Here is a 20,040-nt window from a genome sequence, read left to right as displayed (position 1 = left end):
AAGGGGGAACGAGGGGGATTCAAATACACCGATTTCAACATATTTGTGGAGCTATGAGCCATGTCTCATCAATCAGATTTGATTAGCCAAGATATCTTGGGTTATTTAAAACAACACGAAAATAAAGACTTATTACGCTTTTTGACTTGCGGTAACGTAGATGATGGTAAATCAACTTTAATTGGTCGTTTACTTTACGATTCAAAATTGATTTATGAAGATCAATTGCAAGCAGTGACACGTGACTCTAAAAAAGTCGGTACAACAGGGGATGCACCTGACTTAGCGCTACTTGTAGATGGTTTACAAGCAGAGCGTGAGCAAGGTATTACTATTGATGTAGCTTACCGTTATTTCTCTACAGAAAAACGTAAGTTTATTATTGCCGACACTCCGGGGCATGAACAATACACACGTAACATGGCTACAGGTGCGTCTACGTGTGATCTTGCGATCATTTTAATTGATGCGCGTTACGGTGTTCAGACACAAACACGTCGTCATACGTATATTGCAAGCTTACTTGGTATTAAGAACATTATTGTTGCGATCAACAAAATGGACTTGGTTGAATTCTCTGAAGCACGCTTCAATGAGATTCAAACTGAATATGCAGGCTTTGTTGCACAATTGGGTGACCGTAAACCATCTAACATCATCTTTACGCCGATTTCTGCGTTAAATGGTGATAACGTTGTAAACAAATCTCCAAATACGCCGTGGTACACAGGCGAAACTTTGATGGGTACGCTTGAATCTGTAGAGATTAATCGTACTTCAGCTAAAGCTGACTTCCGCTTCCCTGTACAGTATGTGAACCGTCCTAACCTCGATTTCCGTGGTTTCTGCGGTACGATCGCACTAGGTGATATCAACGTTGGAGATACAATTACTGCGTTGCCATCAGGTAAATCATCTACAGTTAAAGAAATCGTTACTTTTGACGGTAACTTAGAGCGTGCAGTTGCTGGTCAAGCAGTGACATTAACGTTAAACGACGAGATTGATATTTCCCGTGGTAACGTACTTGTACGTGCAGACCAAGAAGTACCTGCAATTTCTCGTTCTGTTCAAGCGACTGTTGTATGGATGGCTGACCAACCGCTTGCGATTGGTAAGTTATATAACGTGAAGATTGGTACGCAAACTGTTCCTGCTAAGGTAACAGCAATTAACTTCCGTACAAACGTAAATACGCTTGAAAAAGTTCAAGTTGAAAACTTGGAGCTGAATGCGATTGCGAATGTAACGATAGAATTTGATGCACCAGTCGTATTTGACCGTTATCAAGATAGCCGTTACACAGGTTCATTTATCTTTATTGACCGCTTAAGCAACGTAACTGTTGGTGCAGGTATGGTTGAAGAGGCTGTTGAGTGGACTGCACATAATGAGCCTGTAACAGCAGAAGCACGTGCGGCACGTTTGGGTCAAAAACCTGCTGCGGTAACTGTATCAAATGCTGCAATTGCGAATGCGCAAGTATTAGAAAGCTTATTGATCCAACAAGGTGTTGTTGCGATTGCTAAAGCGGACTTAACTGCTGAACACGTTGCATTATTACGTGAAACTGGTGTGGTAGTGATTACCGATACTGCAACAGGTACTGATGCAAGTTTTGAAGTAGAAGCTGCTGAAGAATTGGCTGAGAAGATTGTGGAATTGGTTCGTCTTTAAGATTGACTGATTTAAACAAAACCCGCCTGATGGCGGGTTTTTTTATTTAAAATTCAATAACGATCACACTAGTCTTAATGAGCTATGATAGGGTGAACATTAACCATAAATTAGAGATATTATGAAAATAGTAGCGTATTTGCTTTTGATGTTCTTGACGGCGTGTATGAATGCTCCGATACAACAAAAACACCCTAGTAAAGCTTGTTTAGAATACCAACAAATGATGACAGCGCCTATGCCTAGAGAAGCTATGCAAAAACTGCAAAAAAAATGCTTCGAATCTAAAGAATAGAGATTAACGGTAAAATTGAACTAAAAACTTAAAACATTTTCGTAGAGTAGAAAAGCTAAAAAATAAAATCATCGTTTAAAGTTAAATATTTTTTATCGCTCAAGAGTCTTGATTAAGATGGAAACTAATCCATTCTATTTAATATTCATTTGCTAAGAAAAATTATTAAATCATGTCTCAAGGTTCAAAATTTTAACGATATTGGATTAGTTTTATGTACTTGAAACTTGAAAAATATAGGAATAGTGATTGCTTTGGTGCTAAATTAAATGAGATGAAATGATTAGGCGCTACAATGAATAAAGCACTCCCAAAATTTCACCCCAAACATCTCAATTGGCTGATGCCGTTAATTTTGTCATGTTTGATGAGTGGTTCAATTTCTTTAATTAATATTGTAATGAATCGTGGATTTTTTGATGGGATCTGGGTGGTCTGGATAAAGACATGGGCAATGTCTTGGTTAATCGCATTTCCATTGATCTTAATATTTTTACCTGTGGTAAGAAAAATCTTAATGCGTTTTGTAAAAACTATGCCATAGCCCTTGAATGAAAGGTTTGATTAGCATTTAAAACAACAATTATAAAATTCTATGATCTTGCAACTGTTAAAAAATCGGGATAATTTTGCAAGTCGATAAAAACTACAACCTAAGGATTGGCATGACATATAACTCAGTATTCAAGGAAAACTTATTTCAGAATCAGGTCATCATTGTGACAGGAGGTGGTTCTGGTATTGGACGTTGTACAGCTCATGAGCTTGCATCATTGGGTGCACAAGTGATTATTACAGGGCGTACCCAAGAAAAACTCGATAAAGTTGTTGCTGAAATCATGGAAGATGGTGGCAGAGCCTATGGCATCGTTTGTGATAATCGTGATGAAGCACAAGTGAAAGCCATGATTAGCGAAGTAATTGAAAAATTCGGACGAATTGATGGCTTGGTGAATAATGCAGGTGGACAATTTCCAGCGCATTTAGAAAAAATCTCAGCCAATGGATTTGATGCTGTCATTCGAAACAATCTACACGCTACATTCTATCTTATGCGCGAATCTTACAATCAATGGATGAATAAGCATGGTGGAAGTATTGTCAACATGACTGCTGATATGTGGGGAGGTATGCCGAATATGGGACATTCAGGCGCAGCCCGTGCAGGGGTTGATAATCTGACCAAGACAGCTGCTGTCGAATGGGGCAAATATGGAGTTCGTGTGAATGCCGTAGCACCTGGATGGATTTTGTCATCAGGTATGGATACATATACTGGTGAAATGGCTGAAAAAGTGATTCCAAGTATGGCGGAGAAAGTTCCTTTGCAACGCATGGGAACAGAAGCTGAGGTGTCATCAGCGATCGTCTATTTATTGTCTGAAGCGTCTAAATTTATATCGGGTGTCACGATACGGATTGATGGCGCAGCTTCTCAAGGCACACGTATATTTCCATTAAGTCCGGCTGAGAATAATCAAGCCTATGATGGATTTCACCGTTCTTTTTTACCCGAAGTGATTCAAAATTTAAAAAAATAAGAAATGCCCAATTGAAGCTTCAAACTTAACAATTGGGCATGTAAATTTAAAGTTTCTTACTGAATCGTGACTGTCACGGGTTTACCGTACAAAGTGTAGCTATAATTCGGAGCAATCGTGTATTGATAGCTCGGCATGACATAGGCTTTGCCTTTTTCACTAAATGTAATCGACTGACCATTTTTACTATATTTGGCAGAACCAGGCAGAACAATCATTGAATTAAAGTTTTGTGCTGAAGCCTTACCTATTTGAGTAACTTTTTCTCCACTAAAAACAACAGGCTGTCCCACTTTTGCAGTGATTTGACGTGGAGTATTGATTTTTGTGACTAAATCAGAAGATTCATGAGCATAATCGGTGGTTAAGCCATGTGTTCCTTTTACATACATACGATTAAAATCATCTTTATTGGTACGGAAAGTCCAAGGCCAGAAAGTCACGCCACGTAAGCTTGCCATTGACATTAACTCTTTGCTTAATCCTGCAAAAGATGGGTTAAATGTAGAAGAATATTTTTGAGTCGCGTCTAATATTCGCCGTGTGTTTACAATATTGCTTTGTGCGTTCGGCGTACTCGTTAAGAAGCCTGTAGAAACACCCGGTAAGGTATTTTTCATCTGTAAGATTTGATCACCATTAAAACTAATAACAATCGATTGATCATAGGCATTATGCTTATCTAAAAGCTCTTTAATCTTCGCTACAATTTCAGGCTTAGCACTTTTAATTTCGATGAAATTGGTCACATGGGGGTATTTTTTGACTGCAGCCAAAACCTCATCCATGGTTGGAACTGGGCGACCATTGGGAATCGTACGTAACTGACGAATTTCAGCTAAGGTAAGATCTTCAGTATTTCTATTATCACCTGTGGTACGAGTTAATGTTCCATCATGCATCAGGAAAACATGACCATCTTTCGATAGATAAACATCATATTCAACTGCGTCAGCACCCACCTCAATAGCTTTAATTGTTCCTTCTAAAGTATTTTCATCCTCTAAAGCTGGAATGCCACGATGGCCTGTGATGAGGGGTTTTCTTAACAGGGTATTCGGTGCCATCTGCTTCATAATGTTTTGGAAAACATCTGGCTGTTGTGTATAGATCCCATTAATCCCAGTGCTTAAAATATCAGCTGCTTTGAATGCATCAATGCCATCTTTTTGATCTGGATGAAGTGTGCTTGCCCAAGGTGTAATTAATAAGCGTTGTAGATGATATACGACTTCTGATTGCACTAAGTGCGGCGGTAAAATGACAATTTTTGATAAAGAAGAATTGGTATTATGAGCAATTTTTACAATATCTGATTTACTATTGGTTAAACCAGATTGTTTTGAATAGTCGAGTGCTGTACGCAATACAGGGATTTCAACACGAGCTTTACGTAAGAGTTCAGGCTGATCCGACACCAAGGTGATATCAGCGAGATCATAGTTTTCTGTCAACGTTTTCAGATTACGAATTGTTTTTTCTGAATTGATCGTTAATAGCGGAATATGACGTCGTGTTGAATCATTTAAATAATCTTTTAAATGAGTAATTTTCTTTTGATCTTGGTTAAGAAGATTGAGTTGCTCATCCAGTTGGTAGGCAACATGAGTTGCTAATGGAGCTGAGTTCAGTGTAGTTGCGCCAGCAGGCTGAGCGAGTGCTGGTGCCATAGAGACTGGCAATTGCTGATCGATTAGATCTGTAACTCGATTAGACTCTGGTAGGGCTTCAAGTTGCTCAGTCACTTTAATTGAATCTACACGCATCAAAGCGCCAGCTGTAGAAATGCCAATGCCACCCTGATTTAAATTGTAAGGTAGCGTGCTATCGAGTACGAGTTCATCATTAATATAATGGCGTACGCGTTGGCCATGTACGATGACTGTTGCTTTGTAGGTTTTATTTAACTCAAAATTCTCTTTATATGCAGATTTCTGTAAAACATTCCATGTGTTGTTAGGTTGACGCATAGACAGTTCAAGACCACTTGCAGCGGTTGCATCAACACGAAATGCGAATTGATAGTATGGAGTAAAAGCTGGATCAGCATATTGATCAGCGGCACGATAGATGATGCTACCCCAACGCCCGCCATTGTTATTTTCTAAGAAAGCAAAATCCATATCGATACGATAATTACGATGTTGCTGTAGTTCGGTTGGCAACATGATGGTCGTCATTTGTGTATCGTGCGCCGTACCATTGATGAGTAGTGCTCCATCTTTAACTTCAATATTACCTGGATTGCTACGAAGTTGAGTCCAATTGTTTGGAATAGTAGTTAAAGCATTGAAATTTTCTTCAAAAAGTATTTCGGGTACAGGTACTTCAATGTCTGGTGTTTCTGGTTCAGGAGATGGATTAGGATTTTCCGTTTGATCTGGATTTGATACAGCATTTTTTTGATCATCATCGGAGCAAGCCGTTAAGCTTAATGTTAATAATATTGCTGACGTCAGTGTTGTAAATTTCATCATTAAAAAGTACTCGAAAAGTATGTCCCTAAGCGAGACACAATCTAAGTACATAAAATGACAATTCTATGGATTTGTCATAAAGTAAAAAAAATATTACATATTAAATATTTATGAAATTCATCAGTTTTAAATACTGTCGTGTTTAAGCGGTGAATATCATTAAAAGTCCAGTTGAAATCTTATGAAAAGATAAGGGAAAATGCGATTTTCGAAAAAAACCAACTCAGCGAACTGAATTGGTCTTCGAATATCAATGTGGATTTTTTATTGAATGGTCACAGTCACGGGTTTTGCATAGATGGTATAGGTGAAATTGGGTGCTATGGTGTATTGGTAGCTTGGCATGACATAGGCAGTACCACGTTCACTAAAACTCACAGATTGACCATTTAGACTATATTTTGCAGAGCCTGGTAGTACGAGCATCGTATTGAAGCTTTGGTAACTAGATTGACCCAGTTGCGTTAATTTTTGCCCAGTGATTTGTAAAGGTTGACCAACAGTTGCTGATATTTGTCGTGAAGTTTCAATTTTGACCACAAAATTTGATGCATCTTGTGCATAATCTGTGGTCAACCCATGTGTACCTTGAATGTACATACGATAGAAATCATTTTTTATTAAACGGAACGTCCAAGGCCAGAAGGTTACACCACGTAAACTTGCCAGATACATGACGTCCTGATTCAAACCACTATAATTCGGATTAAATGTTGAAGAAAATTGTCGTGTTGTTTCCAAAATTCTTCGAACGTTTAGAAAAGTAGTTTGTTCCTTTGGTGGATATACCAATAAACCCGTTGATACACCTTTTAGAGTGTTCTTCATTTCAAGAATTTGTTGCCCATCAAAACTTATGACAATCACTTGACCATATGCATCATATTTATCAAGTAAATCTTTAATTTTTGAAATTATTTCGGGTTTTGCACTCTTAATCTCGATAAAATTGGTGACATGTGGGTATTTTTCAACTACTGCAGCCAATACTTCATCCATCGTCGGTATGGCAAGTCGCTGCCCGGTCGTTTTTAGTTTACGAACTTCTTCGAGCGTCATGTTCTCAATATTTTTTGCGATACCCGTCGTGCGTAAAACCGATTTATCATGCATTAAAACGACATGGTCATCTTTCGTCAGATATACATCATATTCCACGGCGTCAGCACCAACTTCTATCGCCTTAAGAATACCTTCAAGGGTATTTTCATCAACTTGAGATGGAATTCCACGATGACCTGTAATGAGTGGTTTACGAAGTAGGGTGTTGGGCGCCATTGAGCGCATGATGGAATGAAATAATTCAGGCTGATGCGTATAAATGCCATTTACTCCTGTTGTTAATATCTCAGCGGCTTGATAGGCATCAAGCTTAGGACTGGTCTGTCCATAAGTATTGTGGGTAAAACCTGCCCAAGGTGTGATCAATAAACGTTGCAAGTGTGCAACTACATGAGACTGAACCAAATGGGCTGGTAAAATCACAATTTTAGAAAGTGCTGTATTGGTTGCCCGTGCAATTTTCACAACACTATTTTGATCTGAAATCAAATTGTACTTTTCAGACCAATCCAATGCTGTACGGATTTCTGGAATCTCCACACGCGCTTTTCTTAATAGATATGGATCATCAGAGACTAGCGTGACATCACTAAAATCATAATCTGAAGACAAAGATCTTAATTCAGCCAGTGTGTTTTCAGAGTCGATATGCAGAAGAGGAAGTGTTCTTTTGGTTTGATCAGAAAGTAGACTTCTGAGGTGCATCGAGGTCTTATTTTCGAAATCTTTTAAAAATAATTGTTCATCAAGTTGATAAGCAATATAAGTGGCGGTATGAGCGTTATCATTTGTTAATGAGTCGGCTGGTTGTGCTAAAGCAGGCGCCATTGCAACTGGATATTTGTGATCAATGACATCTGTGATTCGATCTTGAGTAGGGAGAGCATCAAGTTGTTCAATCACCCGTATTGTATTGACCTTCATCAGCAATCCTGCTGCTGAAAGTCCAATGGCACCTTGGTTTAGGTTATTGGGTAATTCACCATCAAATACCAATTGATCATTCAAGTAATGACGAACACGTTGATTATGAACAACAACTGTAGCCTTATAAGGCGTATTTAGAGCGATGTTTGATTCGAATTTGGATGTATTGATGACACTCCATGTGTTATTCGAACGTCTAAGTGCGAGTTCTAGACCATTATAAGCAGATGCATCTGCGCGAATAGCAAATTGGTAATATGGTGTATATTCAGGTTGAGCAAACACATCTGAAGCTCGATAAATAATACTTCCCCAACGAGTACCGTTATTACGCTCAAGGTATTCGAATTCTAACTCGATTTTATAGTTGCGAAGCTTTTGAAAATCCGAACTTAACATGATCGTGGTGGGTTTGATTAAATCTTTGCGACCATCAATCAGTAAGGCACCTTCTTTAAATTGAATGCTACCTGGATTTGAAGGCAGAATATTCCAATCAGAAGGTATTGAATAAATTTCAGTAAAATCCAGATTTAAATACGTTTTTGGTTGTGGAACATTGATCGGTCTTTCAGGTTCGAGATCCGGTGGTAGAGATGGTTCTGGATCTTCAGGCTGAATTGGTATGGTTGGTTCAGGGGCACTTGGTGTGGTTAATTTAGGTTTATCTTCCCCAGAGCATCCTGCTAAACCGAGCATGAGCGATAGTATGACAACTAGAGTCTGCTTTTTCATGTTAAAAATTCTCGAGTGTACGATCCATGACGACCTTAAAATTTAAGACATTAAGGTTACAATTCCGTTGTAAATCAAAAAAATACGAAGCTTTGTTTGTATTATTGAGTTATTTTAATATTCGTGTCTGAGGCAAGGTTTAAAATAAAAGATTTAAAACTTGCCATCCACCAATAATGACACGAATGATCCCCAAAGCGACGAACAATATCATTTCAAAAAAACAGAAAACTAAAAAAGTCCAACCTGCTGCACCATCCACTTTGCTCGCATCGTATTCAATGTATAGCAATAACAATACCAGCCCAATTTGGAAGTAGATCATCGCAATTACTGCTGAATCCCATGGAAAACTTAACAAAAAAGTCCAACAGATGATGACCAAGGCAGCAAAACTGCATGGCAAAAAAAATTGCAGCAAGTAACGCATATTATTTTCCCCAAAAAATAATGATTCGTTTTCATCCTTATACATAAGTAATACAGGACTTTATCAATGTGATCAACTATGATGAAATTGAATGAAATGAATGAAAAGTATTGTAAATAAAGGATTTGATTATGGCACAAAGCATGCAACACGTGATCATTACTGAACCAGGCGGCGTTGAGAAGTTGGCTTATGAAACGGTTGATATTCCGCAACCTAAAGACAATGAAGTCTTGGTGAAAGTACATGCTTTCGGCATTAACCGTCCTGATATTTTACAACGCCAAGGTTTATATCCAATGCCTAAAGGGGTCACGCCTGTACCTGGGTTAGAGGTATCAGGGGAAGTCGTTGCAGTAGGGGCTGAGGTAAACGCCTATCAGGTGGGGGATCAAGTGTGTGGACTCACCAATGGTGGTGGTTATGCCGAATACTGTGTGGTGCCTGAATCTCAGCTGATTAATATTCCTGCAGGGGTGAGTCATATTCAAGCTGCTGCAATTCCAGAAACATTTTTTACCGTTTGGGCGAATATTTTTCAAATGGGCAAAGCTAAAGCGGGGGAAACGGCTTTAATTCATGGCGGAACCAGTGGGATTGGAACAACGGCATTGATGTTGTGTAACGCATTTGGCTTAAAAACTTTTGCGACTGTTGGCTCAGATGAGAAAGTAAAAGCAATTCGAGATTTGACGCATGCAATTAATTATAAAACGGAAGACTTTGAACAGGTCATTCAGCAAGCGACTGAAGAAAATGGCGTAGATATTGTCTTAGATATGGTTGGAGCGCCTTATTTAGCTCAAAACTTGAATATACTACGTCGTGATGGACGTTTGGTTTATATCGCATTTCTTGGAGGAGCTAAAGCCGACGGCGTAAAATTAGGTCAAATCATGATGAAGCGTTTAACCATTACTGGTTCAACCATGCGTGCACGTACCACAGCAGAAAAAGCCAAAATCGCTCAAGATTTAAAGACACATGTTGCGCCGTTATGGGCAAAAGGTGAATGTCTACCGATGATCTATAAAACTTTTAATTTTGATGAGATTCAAGCGGCTCATTTGGCAATGGATGCAGGTGATCACATTGGTAAAATTGTGGTGAAAGTGTTGGATTAATCTCAACCACGTATGTGCGATTGAGTCAGCGCTGAGGATGAATAATCTACTTCGTCTCTACAGACTTTAGATTATTCATCTGCTAACCAATTCTTAGACTGTTGATTGCTTGTGTCCAATCTTGGCAAGAACAGCGCGGACAATCTTGAAGTGGTTGATGAAGTTCAGTACAGAATCCACAATGTGTACACGCATATATTACGCTAGGTTTTACCTTGTATATTGATTGAGCTTGATCTGGAAAAATAGGTAAGCCATATTTAACTTGTTCATCGGGATAAAACAAAATACTGAAATTCCCATCGGACTCTAATAGACCGACTCGAATTTGACCTAAATGCTCAACGGATTGACGACGCATTTCCGAAAAGAACTCATCATGCGACATATTACCTCGCTTGAATGCTTCAAGGACGAGCATGCCATCTTTAACGATGTAGCAGGATTTACCTTCGACTAAGTCTTCGAAAGGCTGATATTTCATCATTAACCACGTTGTGGTGCGGTAAAGTAAGATGATCACACTCATGACGACTACGGCTTGAATTAAGGGTAAATCCTCCGTAAACATTGGATCTCCAGCAATTGATCCAAGACAAAGAATAATGGCAACTTCAAAGATGGAGAGTTGTCTAACCCCTCGCTTGCCTGTCAAACGAAGAAAAAGAATGATCAGTAAATACATCACCACACATCGGATTAAAATCTCGAAAACAAATGCCCATGTGGTGTCGTAAAAAAAGATAGAAGCAAAATCCATTTGTTCCTCAATTTTCTAGGTGATTCAACTTAAGCTATCAAGCGCCAAAAAAAAGAAATACAGAATTATTGTCGAATTATTATGACTTTATGTAGATGTGGTGCGTGAATTGAACATTAAATCATGTTGTTTAAAAGATAGGGAGTGGAATTACAGTTGTTAATGTTAATCAGGATTCTGAATATATGAGATAAGGTTGGCATTTTTTATTCATTACAATGAGCTGAAATGTTTGTTATGTATTTGTAATATTCTGTTATATTCTTATGGTTGCATGTTTCGGTGTTTAACCAAGAGTTAAGGTGTATTTTGGATTCATTCCGTAATCGCGTTCTGTTCATATTTGCTGGGTTAACCATTATCCTTGGGATATGCGTATCGCTGTATATTGGAAATATCGCATCTCAGCACTTGGCTAAAGCCAGTGGACAGACCCTACATGTCGCAGCAAAAAATATCAGTAATGCCTTGGCAACTTCTCTTGCCGAACGCGAGCGCGAAATGGTGCTGCTCAGCCAATCTCCATTCTTTTCAGAAGCAAATCTAGATGATCCACGTGTTCGTACACGCTTGGAACAAGTCAAAAATGCGTATGTCTATTATGCTTGGATGGGGGTAACGGATTTAAACGGTGATGTTCAAATCGCTGCGGATGGTATTCTTGAAGGTGAAAATGTTTCTTCACGGCCATGGTTTAAGGCAGGTTTACAGGGTACGTACTTAGGTGATGTGCATGAAGCTGTGTTATTGGCAAAAAAAATTCAAGCTTTAAATCCTCATGAACCGATGCGTTTCATTGATTTCGCAACACCAATCTATGATCCAAATACTCAAAAATTAAAAGGAGTGTTAGCTGCACATGCAGATTGGGAGTGGGCACGTCATATTCTCAACAAAGCCTTATCTCAAACAGCATCTCAGCGTGGCATAGAAGTCTTTATCCTAAATAAACAGGGTGAACTGCTGTATCCATTTAAAAGTATTGGACGAGTCCAGCCACCTCAACTTCAAGTCAACGATGCACTTTATTATATTGATGATTGGAATGAAGGGCAGGATTTCTTAACCGCAAATATTGCGGTGGAGTCCGAGACTAAAAGTGATATTGGTTGGCATGTGGTAATTCGTCAACCTTTGGCGATTGCTTTGGCAGATATGCGTGATTTGCAATTCAAAATCTTCCTGATTGGTTTATTCGTCTCGCTGTTTATCTTTTATGTGATTTATCAACTTGCCAATAAATTGAGCAGACCCATTGAGGCTTTAGCCAAATCGGCTTATGCGGTCGAACAGGGAGACGTGCATACGGCATTTCATAGTCAAAGCAGCATCCGTGAAATCCAAGGATTATCACATTCTCTACAAAGCATGACGCAAACCTTACTGGAACAGAAACAACAATTACTTGATGCAAACCAATCACTAGAGCTGAAGGTTCAAGAGCGTACTCGAGCACTTGAATTGGCTAATCTTGAGTTGATTCGATTGTCACGACATGACGCATTAACAGGTTTACACAATCGCCGTGCTTTAAACGAACAACTTGAATACTGGTTTGCTCAACATAAAAGAAATCAAATTGGCTATGCAGCACTTATATTGGATGTCGATTATTTTAAGCAAGTCAACGATCAATATGGTCATGATCAAGGGGATCAAGTGTTACAGCAAGTAGCAAAAATCATTGATCAAGCAACACGTGAAACCGATTTTGTGGCACGTTATGGTGGTGAAGAGTTTGTAATTTTATTGCCTGCAACACATCTGATGGGTGCGCAAATTTTGGCAGAGAAAATTCGTACATTGGTGGAACAAGCTGTTATTTTGGTAGAGAAAACTTTGACTGTCAGTATTGGAGTTAGTGTGATTGATCTCAATGATGCTGATGCTTATGCCATTCTTAAACGATCAGATCGACATCTTTATCAAGCAAAAGCCAATGGTCGAAATCAAACTGTGATCGATGCTTAAAATAAAGCATCCACATTTTGTTAAACTCATTATTCTCTCATTGGACTAAACACCTGACGTGACTTCATTCGAAATTCAATCCAGTTCTTTTGCACAACTTGTGCAAGTTCCTCAAGATCATAAGTTGAGGATTTTGATTGATCAGATTGAACAACAAAAATTACAATTATCCGCATGGCAACACGCGCAAGAAGAAATTCGTACCTGCACGCAGAAGAAACTTATTCCTGTCTATCGTGATGTTTATCAAGTGCTGTTTCAGCAATTACAAAGTCTATGGAATAGCCTAAGTCAAATTGATTTAAATAAGTCGTCTCAAAAGATTGTGGAAGAGAAGTGTTTTAACTTGACCCAAATGTTGAGCAAATCAAATATGCTCAATGAAACTCAAATTGAGACAGTTGAAAAATTACATATTTATTTCGAACAGGTGTTTGCTCAACCACGAAATAAGCAAGATAAAAAGAACAACTTAGAATCTAGTCAAGCACCAGATGCTCATGGTGAACAAAATGATTCAACGATTGATGACGATTCGTTATGGGACAAAGCGCAATATCAACAAGCAAGGCAGCAAGCCAAGCTCAAACGACAGCAGGATAAGCAAGCCCAAGCCGAAAAGATGGTAAATCAATCACTCAAAACGGTCTATTTAAAAATTGCCTCGATCATTCACCCTGACCGTGAGCCTGATGAGTCGAAAAAAGTGGAAAAGACCGAGCTGTTACAGCGTGCTAATGAAGCCTATGAACAGGAAGATTTGTTCTATTTATTGAAACTTCAGCTTGAAGTTGAGCAAAGTAAAAATGGTTCAAATAAAGGTTTAACAGCGGAGCAAGTTAAGTTTTATCAGCAAGCTTTGGAAGCACAAAGCCAAGCATTAAAAAAGCAAATTCAGGAATTGATTGACTCGCTTGTGTGGTCAAATAAAGCCAAAATTGCGGTGAGGAAGTCGAAAGGGCAATTGAATATTACGGACTTATATAAGCAGATTGATGCGGATGTGTCTGCGGTGAAGCAACAGCTTAAAGCTGAAAAGCAAAGGTTGATGTATATGGGGAAAGAGAGTGGGTTGAAGATGTTGTTGGAGCATGGGGTTTTATAGTTATTAATAAAATAGTAAAAGGGATTAATCTTTTATAAGAAAAATATCATATTCCTCTTCAAAACATATTTTATTATTACGAGAATGATTGGAAAAATTTATAAAATCATTATTCTCAAAAAAATCAGGTAGGAAATCATTTTTAAAAAAATCATTCATAATTTTATGAAAGAAACAAAACGGAGAAACAATATATTTTGAAGTTAATCGGAAATCATTTATTCCCCCAAATTGTAAATGACATTTTGAGTGTGAAGTCACTTTTGAATCATAATCAAATCTTAGATGAGAATTATTAAAAATAGATCTATCATTTTGAACCATATCCATCATTACTTCATAATAAAATTCAGCTAACCATTCATTGCAATTTTCACTATAAGATTCAAAATCTTGTATGGATTCATCTGAGAATTTTGGAGTTGGATAATAGGCTAATCTACAACTTTTAAGTTTATTATTAGTATCAAATTCATAATAGAATTGAATAAAAGAATTATCTTTTAATAAGAAGGAGTATTGACCATGATCTAATAAAATTTGAAACTCTCTTGGGTAGGAAAGATTTTTTAAAATTCCTGATTTGTAGTTATTCCAAGAAATGCAATTTCCAAATTGATGGTAATTACTGGTTAATATAACTTTAGAGAATAAAGAATCGATATTTTTTAGACTCTGATGAATCTGTCTAATATTCACTGTAATCCCTCACTAATATACTTCATTAGATCAGGATTATTTTTTAATTCTTGTAATAAAAGTTCAGGATTCTCTTTAAGTTTTTCAAAGGATTTTTCTAACTCTTTAATTTCCTTACTAGAAGTATGAATAAGTTTATTGACAGAAGCTATTTTCTTATCATCTGGGCGAATAAAATTAAAGAAAGGAAAATCATTTTTTATCGCTTCAATCTCATTCTTTAGAATATCCATTGAAGATGAATTTCCTGTAATATAACACCAGCCTCTTGATCTTGTTAAAGATGCAAAAAAAGCATTACGAGCAGTTAAAGATGAGTCATTAATAACTTTTTGAGAATTGAAAACAAAAACTATATTAGATTCATTTCCTTTGGCTCTAAATGGAGTAGACAAAGTTACACATCCATCTACCTTAAATATATCATTACTTTCAACATATCCTGGAGTTACAGCACGTATATGATAGCTATTTAGTAGTGACCTCAACTCCGAAAGTTCTTCTGCAGATTGTTTTTTATTATTAATATTTACAACAATAATTTCTTCAGGTGAAACATTCTCGGAAGTAATTAAATTTTTAATTTTTACAGCTATCCACTGTATTTCTTCATGAATATCATTAAAAGATTTACATAAAACTAAATCTGTTGGTTGATAGCCTGCATCTTTAATAATCTTTTCAAGTTTATTTTTTGAATTTTCAAATGGACGAGTTAATTGCACCTGATCGCCTTCGACAATTTTATCTTTTATAGGCGTTAGCATTTCGTAGCCGATTGCTTTCCAGTCTTCACGATCATCATATGGTTGCATAATTTTATCTTTATTATATAGTCCCATCGCTATTCCATGAGCGGTCATTAAAACAGGTCTTGGGGTTCTATAACAATTAGGCAATACGAAATCTTTATCAATTTCTCCGTAATATTTACCTTGTAGCATATCCATAGATATATTAGGCAAACCTGTTTCTAGATTTTTACCAAATAATATATCTGGTTCTTTAATTTTCATTGCCCGTAATGATTGAAAATCATCATAGGCCCAGATGATTCTCTTAGGATCTTTAGTAATTTTGTAGACAGTTTCAAATAAGGCTGGTGGTAAATCCTGAGCTTCATCGATTAAAACCATATCGTAAACAGGTTCTAATAAGCTTCCTACCTTGTTCAAAAGGTCTCTATAAATAAATTCTAATGGATCATTATAATGCTTAGCTTCCATAAAAGTTTTTGGTACCAAACCTAAACGGCTGCATAAATCAGAATATAATCCGGCTCTATTTTTTCCACCCCAAGCATGAAGAATTTTCAATTTATTTTCAAAATCGGGTGCTTTTTTTGCTTCAGCTACATAATATTTACTTATATGTTGAGTAATTGTTCCATATAAACTTTGTGTATTGAATAAATATAATATTTTATACTCAGGAAGTCTTTTATGTGTAATGGCAGCTTTTAAAGATAAGACAATCGTTTTTCCTGTGCCAGCCAGTCCTCGAATTCTTTGAGGGCCATCAGGAATTTGCATAGAAATGATACGTTGTGCTTCATCTTGTTTAAATGTTCTTTGAAGTGACTCTTCAATAAAATCATTAATTGTTTCTAATTTTTTATCTTCTTTTATTTTATACTTATCTTCAAAAACATAAGTCCCCTCTAAGAGACTAATTACCTTATCGAATTCATCATCACTCAAATTAAATGGTACTAAATCAGATTTAATGTTATCTAATGCAGGAGTTAACTCATCAGAAGCTAATGTAGAAGCAAAAAGCTCATCATTAAATAGATTTTGAATTTCGGATTTTGTATTAGAAGAGAAAATAAGCCATGAATGTAGAGGAATAGTAATATCTTTTTTCTTTCTTGAATAAAAAGAAGGCTCATTCTTTAATCTACTTTTAATTTCGTCACAAAATAAATCAACAAAATAATCTTTTGAAACATTTTTTTCATTATTTTCATGAACCCATATTTCCAGTTCATTTTGTTCTTCAACTTGCTGTACTTTACTATCAACTATATCAATTAAAATAATACCATATTGTTTAGTAAGAATAATAAACGCAGGGATTTCTTCATCACTATCTCTGCCTAGAGAAGTTAACTTATAACCAAAATACCCATCACAGTCTTCAAAAGTATTCTGGATATAAGGGACTAAAGTTTTAGCATGGATATTATCTTCTAGATCAATACTACCAGGAAGAAATTGAAACTTAGGCATGAGAAAACTCTTAATTATTATTGACTTAAAATAATGAATAGTTGCTATAAAAGCAACTATTCATTTGGATTTACTAAAGCGCCGCAATCTGCTCCATATTGGCTTTAATCTTCGCTAACTGATCAGCAAACTCAGCAAGTTTCACTTTCTCGCCCTCAACCACAGCAGCAGGTGCTTTCGCCACAAAACCTTCGTTAGAAAGTTTGTTGGCAATTTGGTCATGCTGTTTCTGAACTTTGTCTAAGTCTTTTTGCAAACGACCCAATTCCGCTTTAGGGTCAATTAAGCCCTTCATTGGAACGAATACAGACACATGACCTACAACAGAAGAAGATGACAATGGCGGTTGTTCAGCATCGCTTAGGAAGGTAATGCTTTCAACTTTAGCCAATGCTTTAAACAACGGTTCAATACGTGCGATTTGCGCTTTCTCGCTATCCGTCGTGTTTTGAAGCAGAACAGGCAACAAGCGAGCATTACCTAAGCCCATTTCACCACGAATATTACGTACCGCACCAATCAAACCTTGAAGCCATTGCATATCTGCTTCAGCTTGCTCGTTAATTAATGCTTGGTCAGCAACAGGGTACTGTGCAAGCATAATTGTTTCGCCAACAATGTTCAGTTTCGGCGCAAGTGTTTGCCAGATTTCTTCTGTTAAATATGGCATTAATGGATGAGCCAAACGTAAAGATGCTTCCATCACAGAAAGAAGAACACGACGCACTTCAGCTTTACGCTCAACCGATACGTTTTCATCATTCAGAACAGGCTTAGTCAGCTCTACATACCAGTCACAGTATTCATTCCAAATGAACTCATAAATCGCTTGTGCAGCCAAGTCTAAACGGTAGGTTGCAAATGCTGTTTGCACTGCTTGTTCCGCTTTTTGTAGACGGCTCACAATCCACTGTTCAGGCAATTCCCAAAGATCTTGACGCACCTCTTGACCAATCACTTGCTCTTCACAGTTCATCATCACGAAACGGGTAGCGTTCCAGATTTTATTCGCAAAGTTACGGTAACCTTCAACACGTTTCATGTCGAATTTAATGTCACGACCCGTGTTTGCAAGCGCACAGAATGTGAAACGAACTGCGTCTGTACCGTAAGATTGAATACCTTCTGGGAATTCTTTACGGGTTGATTTTTCAATCTTCGCTGCTTGTTTCGGGTTCATCAAACCTGTTGTACGTTTTTGTACTAAAGTTTCAAGATCAACACCGTCAATCAAATCTAGTGGGTCAAGCACGTTGCCCTTAGATTTAGACATCTTCTGACCTTCGCCATCACGAACCAAACCGTGCACATACACAGTTTTAAACGGCACTTGAGGTGTACCATCTGCATTTTTCATGAAGTGCATCGTAAGCATAATCATACGAGCAACCCAGAAGAAAATGATGTCGAAACCTGTTACAAGAACATCAGTCGGGTGGAACGTATTTAAGAAGTAGTTTTCTTTATCTTTCGCTTCGTCACCCGTCCAACCTAAAGTTGAGAACGTCCAAAGACCTGAAGAGAACCATGTATCCAATACATCTTCGTCTTGGTTCAATTCAACTTCAGGTGAAATACTGTTTTTCGCACGAACTTCTTCTTCGTTACGACCTACGTAAACATTGCCTTCCGCATCGTACCAAGCAGGGATACGGTGACCCCACCACAATTGACGCGAGATACACCAGTCTTGAATGTTGTTCATCCAAGCCATGTACATGTTGCTGTACTGCTCAGGTACAAATTTGATGTCGCCATCTTTCACTGCTTTGATTGCAGGTTCAGCAAGCGGTGCAATTTTCACATACCATTGATCCGTCAATAACGGCTCAACGATCACACCTGAACGGTCACCGCGAGGTGGTTTCAATGTGTATGGTTGAATTTGGTCTAACCAGCCTTCAGCTTCAGCTTGTTCTACTAACTTTTTACGTGCTTCAAAACGCTCTAAACCAATGTAGTCTGCTGGTGCAGGAATGGTTTTAGAAATTTGCTCGCCCGCTTTTTCGATGTATTCAAACTCAGCAAGTACTTCAGCATTTTTGTTGAAGATGTTGATGATTGGTAATTCGCAGCGTTTACCTACTTCGTAGTCATTGAAGTCATGCGCAGGGGTGATTTTTACACAGCCTGTACCGAATTCTTTATCAACATATTCATCTTTAACGATAGGAACAGCACGACCTGTAATTGGTAGGATGATGTTTTGACCTACAAGATGCGCATAACGTTCATCATCAAGTGCAACCGCAACGGCTGTATCACCTAACAATGTTTCAGGACGAGTCGTTGCCACAACAATGTGATCTTTACCATCGTGCGTGCGAAGTGACTTGTCTTCAAAGAAGTATTTGAAGTGCCAAAGTGAACCTTGTTCTTCTTTATCAGACTCAACTTCTAAGTCAGAAAGGGCAGTTTGTAATTTTGGATCCCAGTTTACAAGGCGTTTACCACGGTAGATCAAACCATCTTCGTGAAGTTTTACAAACACTTCTTTAACAGCGTTTGATAAACCTTCATCCATGGTAAAGCGTTCACGTGACCAATCAACAGAAGAACCTAAACGACGAATTTGACGGGTAATATTACCGCCAGATTGTTCTTTCCATTCCCATACTTTTTCGATGAATTTATCACGCCCCAAGTCATGACGGCTTACGCCTTGTGCACCTAACTGACGCTCTACAACCATTTGCGTTGCAATACCTGCGTGGTCAGTACCCGGTTGCCAAAGCGTGTTGAAGCCAGACATACGTTTATGACGTGTCAAAGCATCCATGATGGCATTGTTAAAACCATGACCCATGTGCAAGCTACCAGTGACGTTTGGTGGCGGAATCATGATACAGAAAGACTCGCCTTTTTCAGACGGCTTAAAGTAACCGCGTTCTTCCCAAGTTTGGTACCATTTTTTCTCGATCTCGGTCGGATCGTAGGTTGTAGCAATATTTTGCGCTGAATCAGTCATAGTTCGAACAGATCAAAAGTAGATAAAAAATTGCATCT

At 37.8% G+C, this 20,040-nt stretch carries 14 protein-coding genes; 7 read left to right on the top strand and 7 right to left on the bottom strand.

The genetic code is table 11. The features are described 5' to 3' along the window. The first annotated feature begins 60 nt into the window (after window positions 1-60). The 4 genes from cysN to AC1M9P_RS01205 all read left to right on the top strand — a co-directional run bounded on the left by cysN (window position 61) and on the right by AC1M9P_RS01205 (window position 3,513). Entirely contained in the window at window positions 61-1,677 is a 1,617-nt protein-coding gene (cysN, locus tag AC1M9P_RS01220) for a sulfate adenylyltransferase subunit CysN (protein WP_035266688.1), read from the top strand. Window positions 1,678-1,798: 121 nt separating this feature from the next. Next, window positions 1,799-1,972 carry a hypothetical protein gene (locus AC1M9P_RS01215; protein WP_481586515.1) on the top strand — a complete coding sequence of 58 codons (174 nt, stop codon included), beginning with the start codon at window positions 1,799-1,801 and terminating at the stop codon, window positions 1,970-1,972. A gap of 295 nt (window positions 1,973-2,267) precedes the next feature. Next, window positions 2,268-2,516 carry a DUF2798 domain-containing protein gene (locus tag AC1M9P_RS01210; protein ID WP_481586514.1) on the top strand — a complete coding sequence of 83 codons (249 nt, stop codon included), beginning with the start codon at window positions 2,268-2,270 and terminating at the stop codon, window positions 2,514-2,516. 121 nt (window positions 2,517-2,637) lie between these two features. Continuing rightward, window positions 2,638-3,513 carry an SDR family oxidoreductase gene (locus AC1M9P_RS01205; RefSeq protein ID WP_481586513.1) on the top strand — a complete coding sequence of 292 codons (876 nt, stop codon included), beginning with the start codon at window positions 2,638-2,640 and terminating at the stop codon, window positions 3,511-3,513. A gap of 56 nt (window positions 3,514-3,569) precedes the next feature. Here the strand turns inward: AC1M9P_RS01205 and AC1M9P_RS01200 are convergent, their stop codons facing one another. The 3 genes from AC1M9P_RS01200 to AC1M9P_RS01190 all read right to left on the bottom strand — a co-directional run bounded on the left by AC1M9P_RS01200 (window position 3,570) and on the right by AC1M9P_RS01190 (window position 9,144). After that, on the bottom strand, window positions 3,570-5,990 hold the full coding sequence (locus AC1M9P_RS01200; RefSeq protein ID WP_481586512.1) for a glycerophosphodiester phosphodiesterase family protein: 2,421 nt from the start codon (window positions 5,988-5,990) through the stop codon (window positions 3,570-3,572). Between the two features lie 264 nt (window positions 5,991-6,254). Beyond that, window positions 6,255-8,714, bottom strand: coding sequence for a glycerophosphodiester phosphodiesterase family protein (locus tag AC1M9P_RS01195; RefSeq protein ID WP_481586511.1), 2,460 nt, complete (start codon window positions 8,712-8,714; stop codon window positions 6,255-6,257). A 139-nt stretch (window positions 8,715-8,853) separates the two neighbouring features. Then, window positions 8,854-9,144, bottom strand: a complete 291-nt coding sequence (locus AC1M9P_RS01190) for a hypothetical protein (RefSeq protein ID WP_481586510.1) — start codon at window positions 9,142-9,144, stop codon at window positions 8,854-8,856. A 131-nt stretch (window positions 9,145-9,275) separates the two neighbouring features. Here AC1M9P_RS01190 and AC1M9P_RS01185 point away from each other — a divergent pair, with 131 nt between their 5' ends. Then, entirely contained in the window at window positions 9,276-10,268 is a 993-nt protein-coding gene (locus tag AC1M9P_RS01185; RefSeq protein ID WP_481586509.1) for an NAD(P)H-quinone oxidoreductase, read from the top strand. Window positions 10,269-10,350: 82 nt separating this feature from the next. On the opposite strand, the gene AC1M9P_RS01180 is transcribed toward AC1M9P_RS01185, so the two are convergent. Continuing rightward, the gene (locus AC1M9P_RS01180; RefSeq protein ID WP_481586508.1) at window positions 10,351-11,028 is read right to left on the bottom strand and encodes a DUF421 domain-containing protein; all 678 of its coding nucleotides are present in this window, start codon (window positions 11,026-11,028) and stop codon (window positions 10,351-10,353) included. A 309-nt stretch (window positions 11,029-11,337) separates the two neighbouring features. Between AC1M9P_RS01180 and AC1M9P_RS01175 the strand changes: the two genes are divergently transcribed. Together AC1M9P_RS01175 and AC1M9P_RS01170 are read left to right on the top strand one after the other, a co-directional pair. After that, window positions 11,338-12,999 (top strand): sensor domain-containing diguanylate cyclase, encoded by a 1,662-nt coding sequence (locus AC1M9P_RS01175; protein WP_481586507.1) that lies wholly within the window; start codon window positions 11,338-11,340, stop codon window positions 12,997-12,999. 58 nt (window positions 13,000-13,057) lie between these two features. Beyond that, window positions 13,058-14,104: a molecular chaperone DnaJ gene (locus AC1M9P_RS01170; protein WP_481586506.1), complete on the top strand. Its 1,047-nt coding sequence runs from the start codon at window positions 13,058-13,060 to the stop codon at window positions 14,102-14,104. A gap of 24 nt (window positions 14,105-14,128) precedes the next feature. Here AC1M9P_RS01170 and AC1M9P_RS01165 read toward each other — a convergent pair whose 3' ends face one another. The 3 genes from AC1M9P_RS01165 to AC1M9P_RS01155 all read right to left on the bottom strand — a co-directional run bounded on the left by AC1M9P_RS01165 (window position 14,129) and on the right by AC1M9P_RS01155 (window position 20,002). After that, window positions 14,129-14,803, bottom strand: coding sequence for a DUF2290 domain-containing protein (locus AC1M9P_RS01165; RefSeq protein WP_481586505.1), 675 nt, complete (start codon window positions 14,801-14,803; stop codon window positions 14,129-14,131). Then, a complete protein-coding gene (locus AC1M9P_RS01160) occupies window positions 14,800-17,034 on the bottom strand; it encodes a DEAD/DEAH box helicase (protein WP_481586504.1) in 2,235 nt (744 codons plus the stop codon). The genes AC1M9P_RS01165 and AC1M9P_RS01160 overlap by 4 nt, the downstream gene beginning before the upstream one ends. Before the next feature lie 73 nt (window positions 17,035-17,107). Next, window positions 17,108-20,002, bottom strand: coding sequence for a valine--tRNA ligase (locus tag AC1M9P_RS01155; RefSeq protein ID WP_481586503.1), 2,895 nt, complete (start codon window positions 20,000-20,002; stop codon window positions 17,108-17,110). Window positions 20,003-20,040: the final 38 nt, after the last annotated feature.

It is taken from the genome of Acinetobacter sp. 25-47-122 (assembly GCF_056779695.1).
The sequence above is the reverse complement of the archived record's forward strand: the minus strand, read 5'-3'. Positions and strand labels throughout refer to the sequence as shown.

Bases quoted from the DNA above. Each gene is read 5' to 3' on its own strand.
- AC1M9P_RS01180 (WP_481586508.1), bottom strand. From the start codon at position 11,028: ATGGATTTTGCTTCTATCTTTTTTTACGACACCACATGGGCATTTGTT.
- AC1M9P_RS01200 (WP_481586512.1), bottom strand. From the start codon at position 5,990: ATGATGAAATTTACAACACTGACGTCAGCAATATTATTAACATTAAGC.
- cysN (WP_035266688.1), top strand. From the start codon at position 61: ATGTCTCATCAATCAGATTTGATTAGCCAAGATATCTTGGGTTATTTA.
- AC1M9P_RS01155 (WP_481586503.1), bottom strand. From the start codon at position 20,002: ATGACTGATTCAGCGCAAAATATTGCTACAACCTACGATCCGACCGAG.
- AC1M9P_RS01215 (WP_481586515.1), top strand. From the start codon at position 1,799: ATGAAAATAGTAGCGTATTTGCTTTTGATGTTCTTGACGGCGTGTATG.
- AC1M9P_RS01190 (WP_481586510.1), bottom strand. From the start codon at position 9,144: ATGCGTTACTTGCTGCAATTTTTTTTGCCATGCAGTTTTGCTGCCTTG.
- AC1M9P_RS01210 (WP_481586514.1), top strand. From the start codon at position 2,268: ATGAATAAAGCACTCCCAAAATTTCACCCCAAACATCTCAATTGGCTG.
- AC1M9P_RS01160 (WP_481586504.1), bottom strand. From the start codon at position 17,034: ATGCCTAAGTTTCAATTTCTTCCTGGTAGTATTGATCTAGAAGATAAT.
- AC1M9P_RS01205 (WP_481586513.1), top strand. From the start codon at position 2,638: ATGACATATAACTCAGTATTCAAGGAAAACTTATTTCAGAATCAGGTC.
- AC1M9P_RS01195 (WP_481586511.1), bottom strand. From the start codon at position 8,714: ATGAAAAAGCAGACTCTAGTTGTCATACTATCGCTCATGCTCGGTTTA.
- AC1M9P_RS01185 (WP_481586509.1), top strand. From the start codon at position 9,276: ATGGCACAAAGCATGCAACACGTGATCATTACTGAACCAGGCGGCGTT.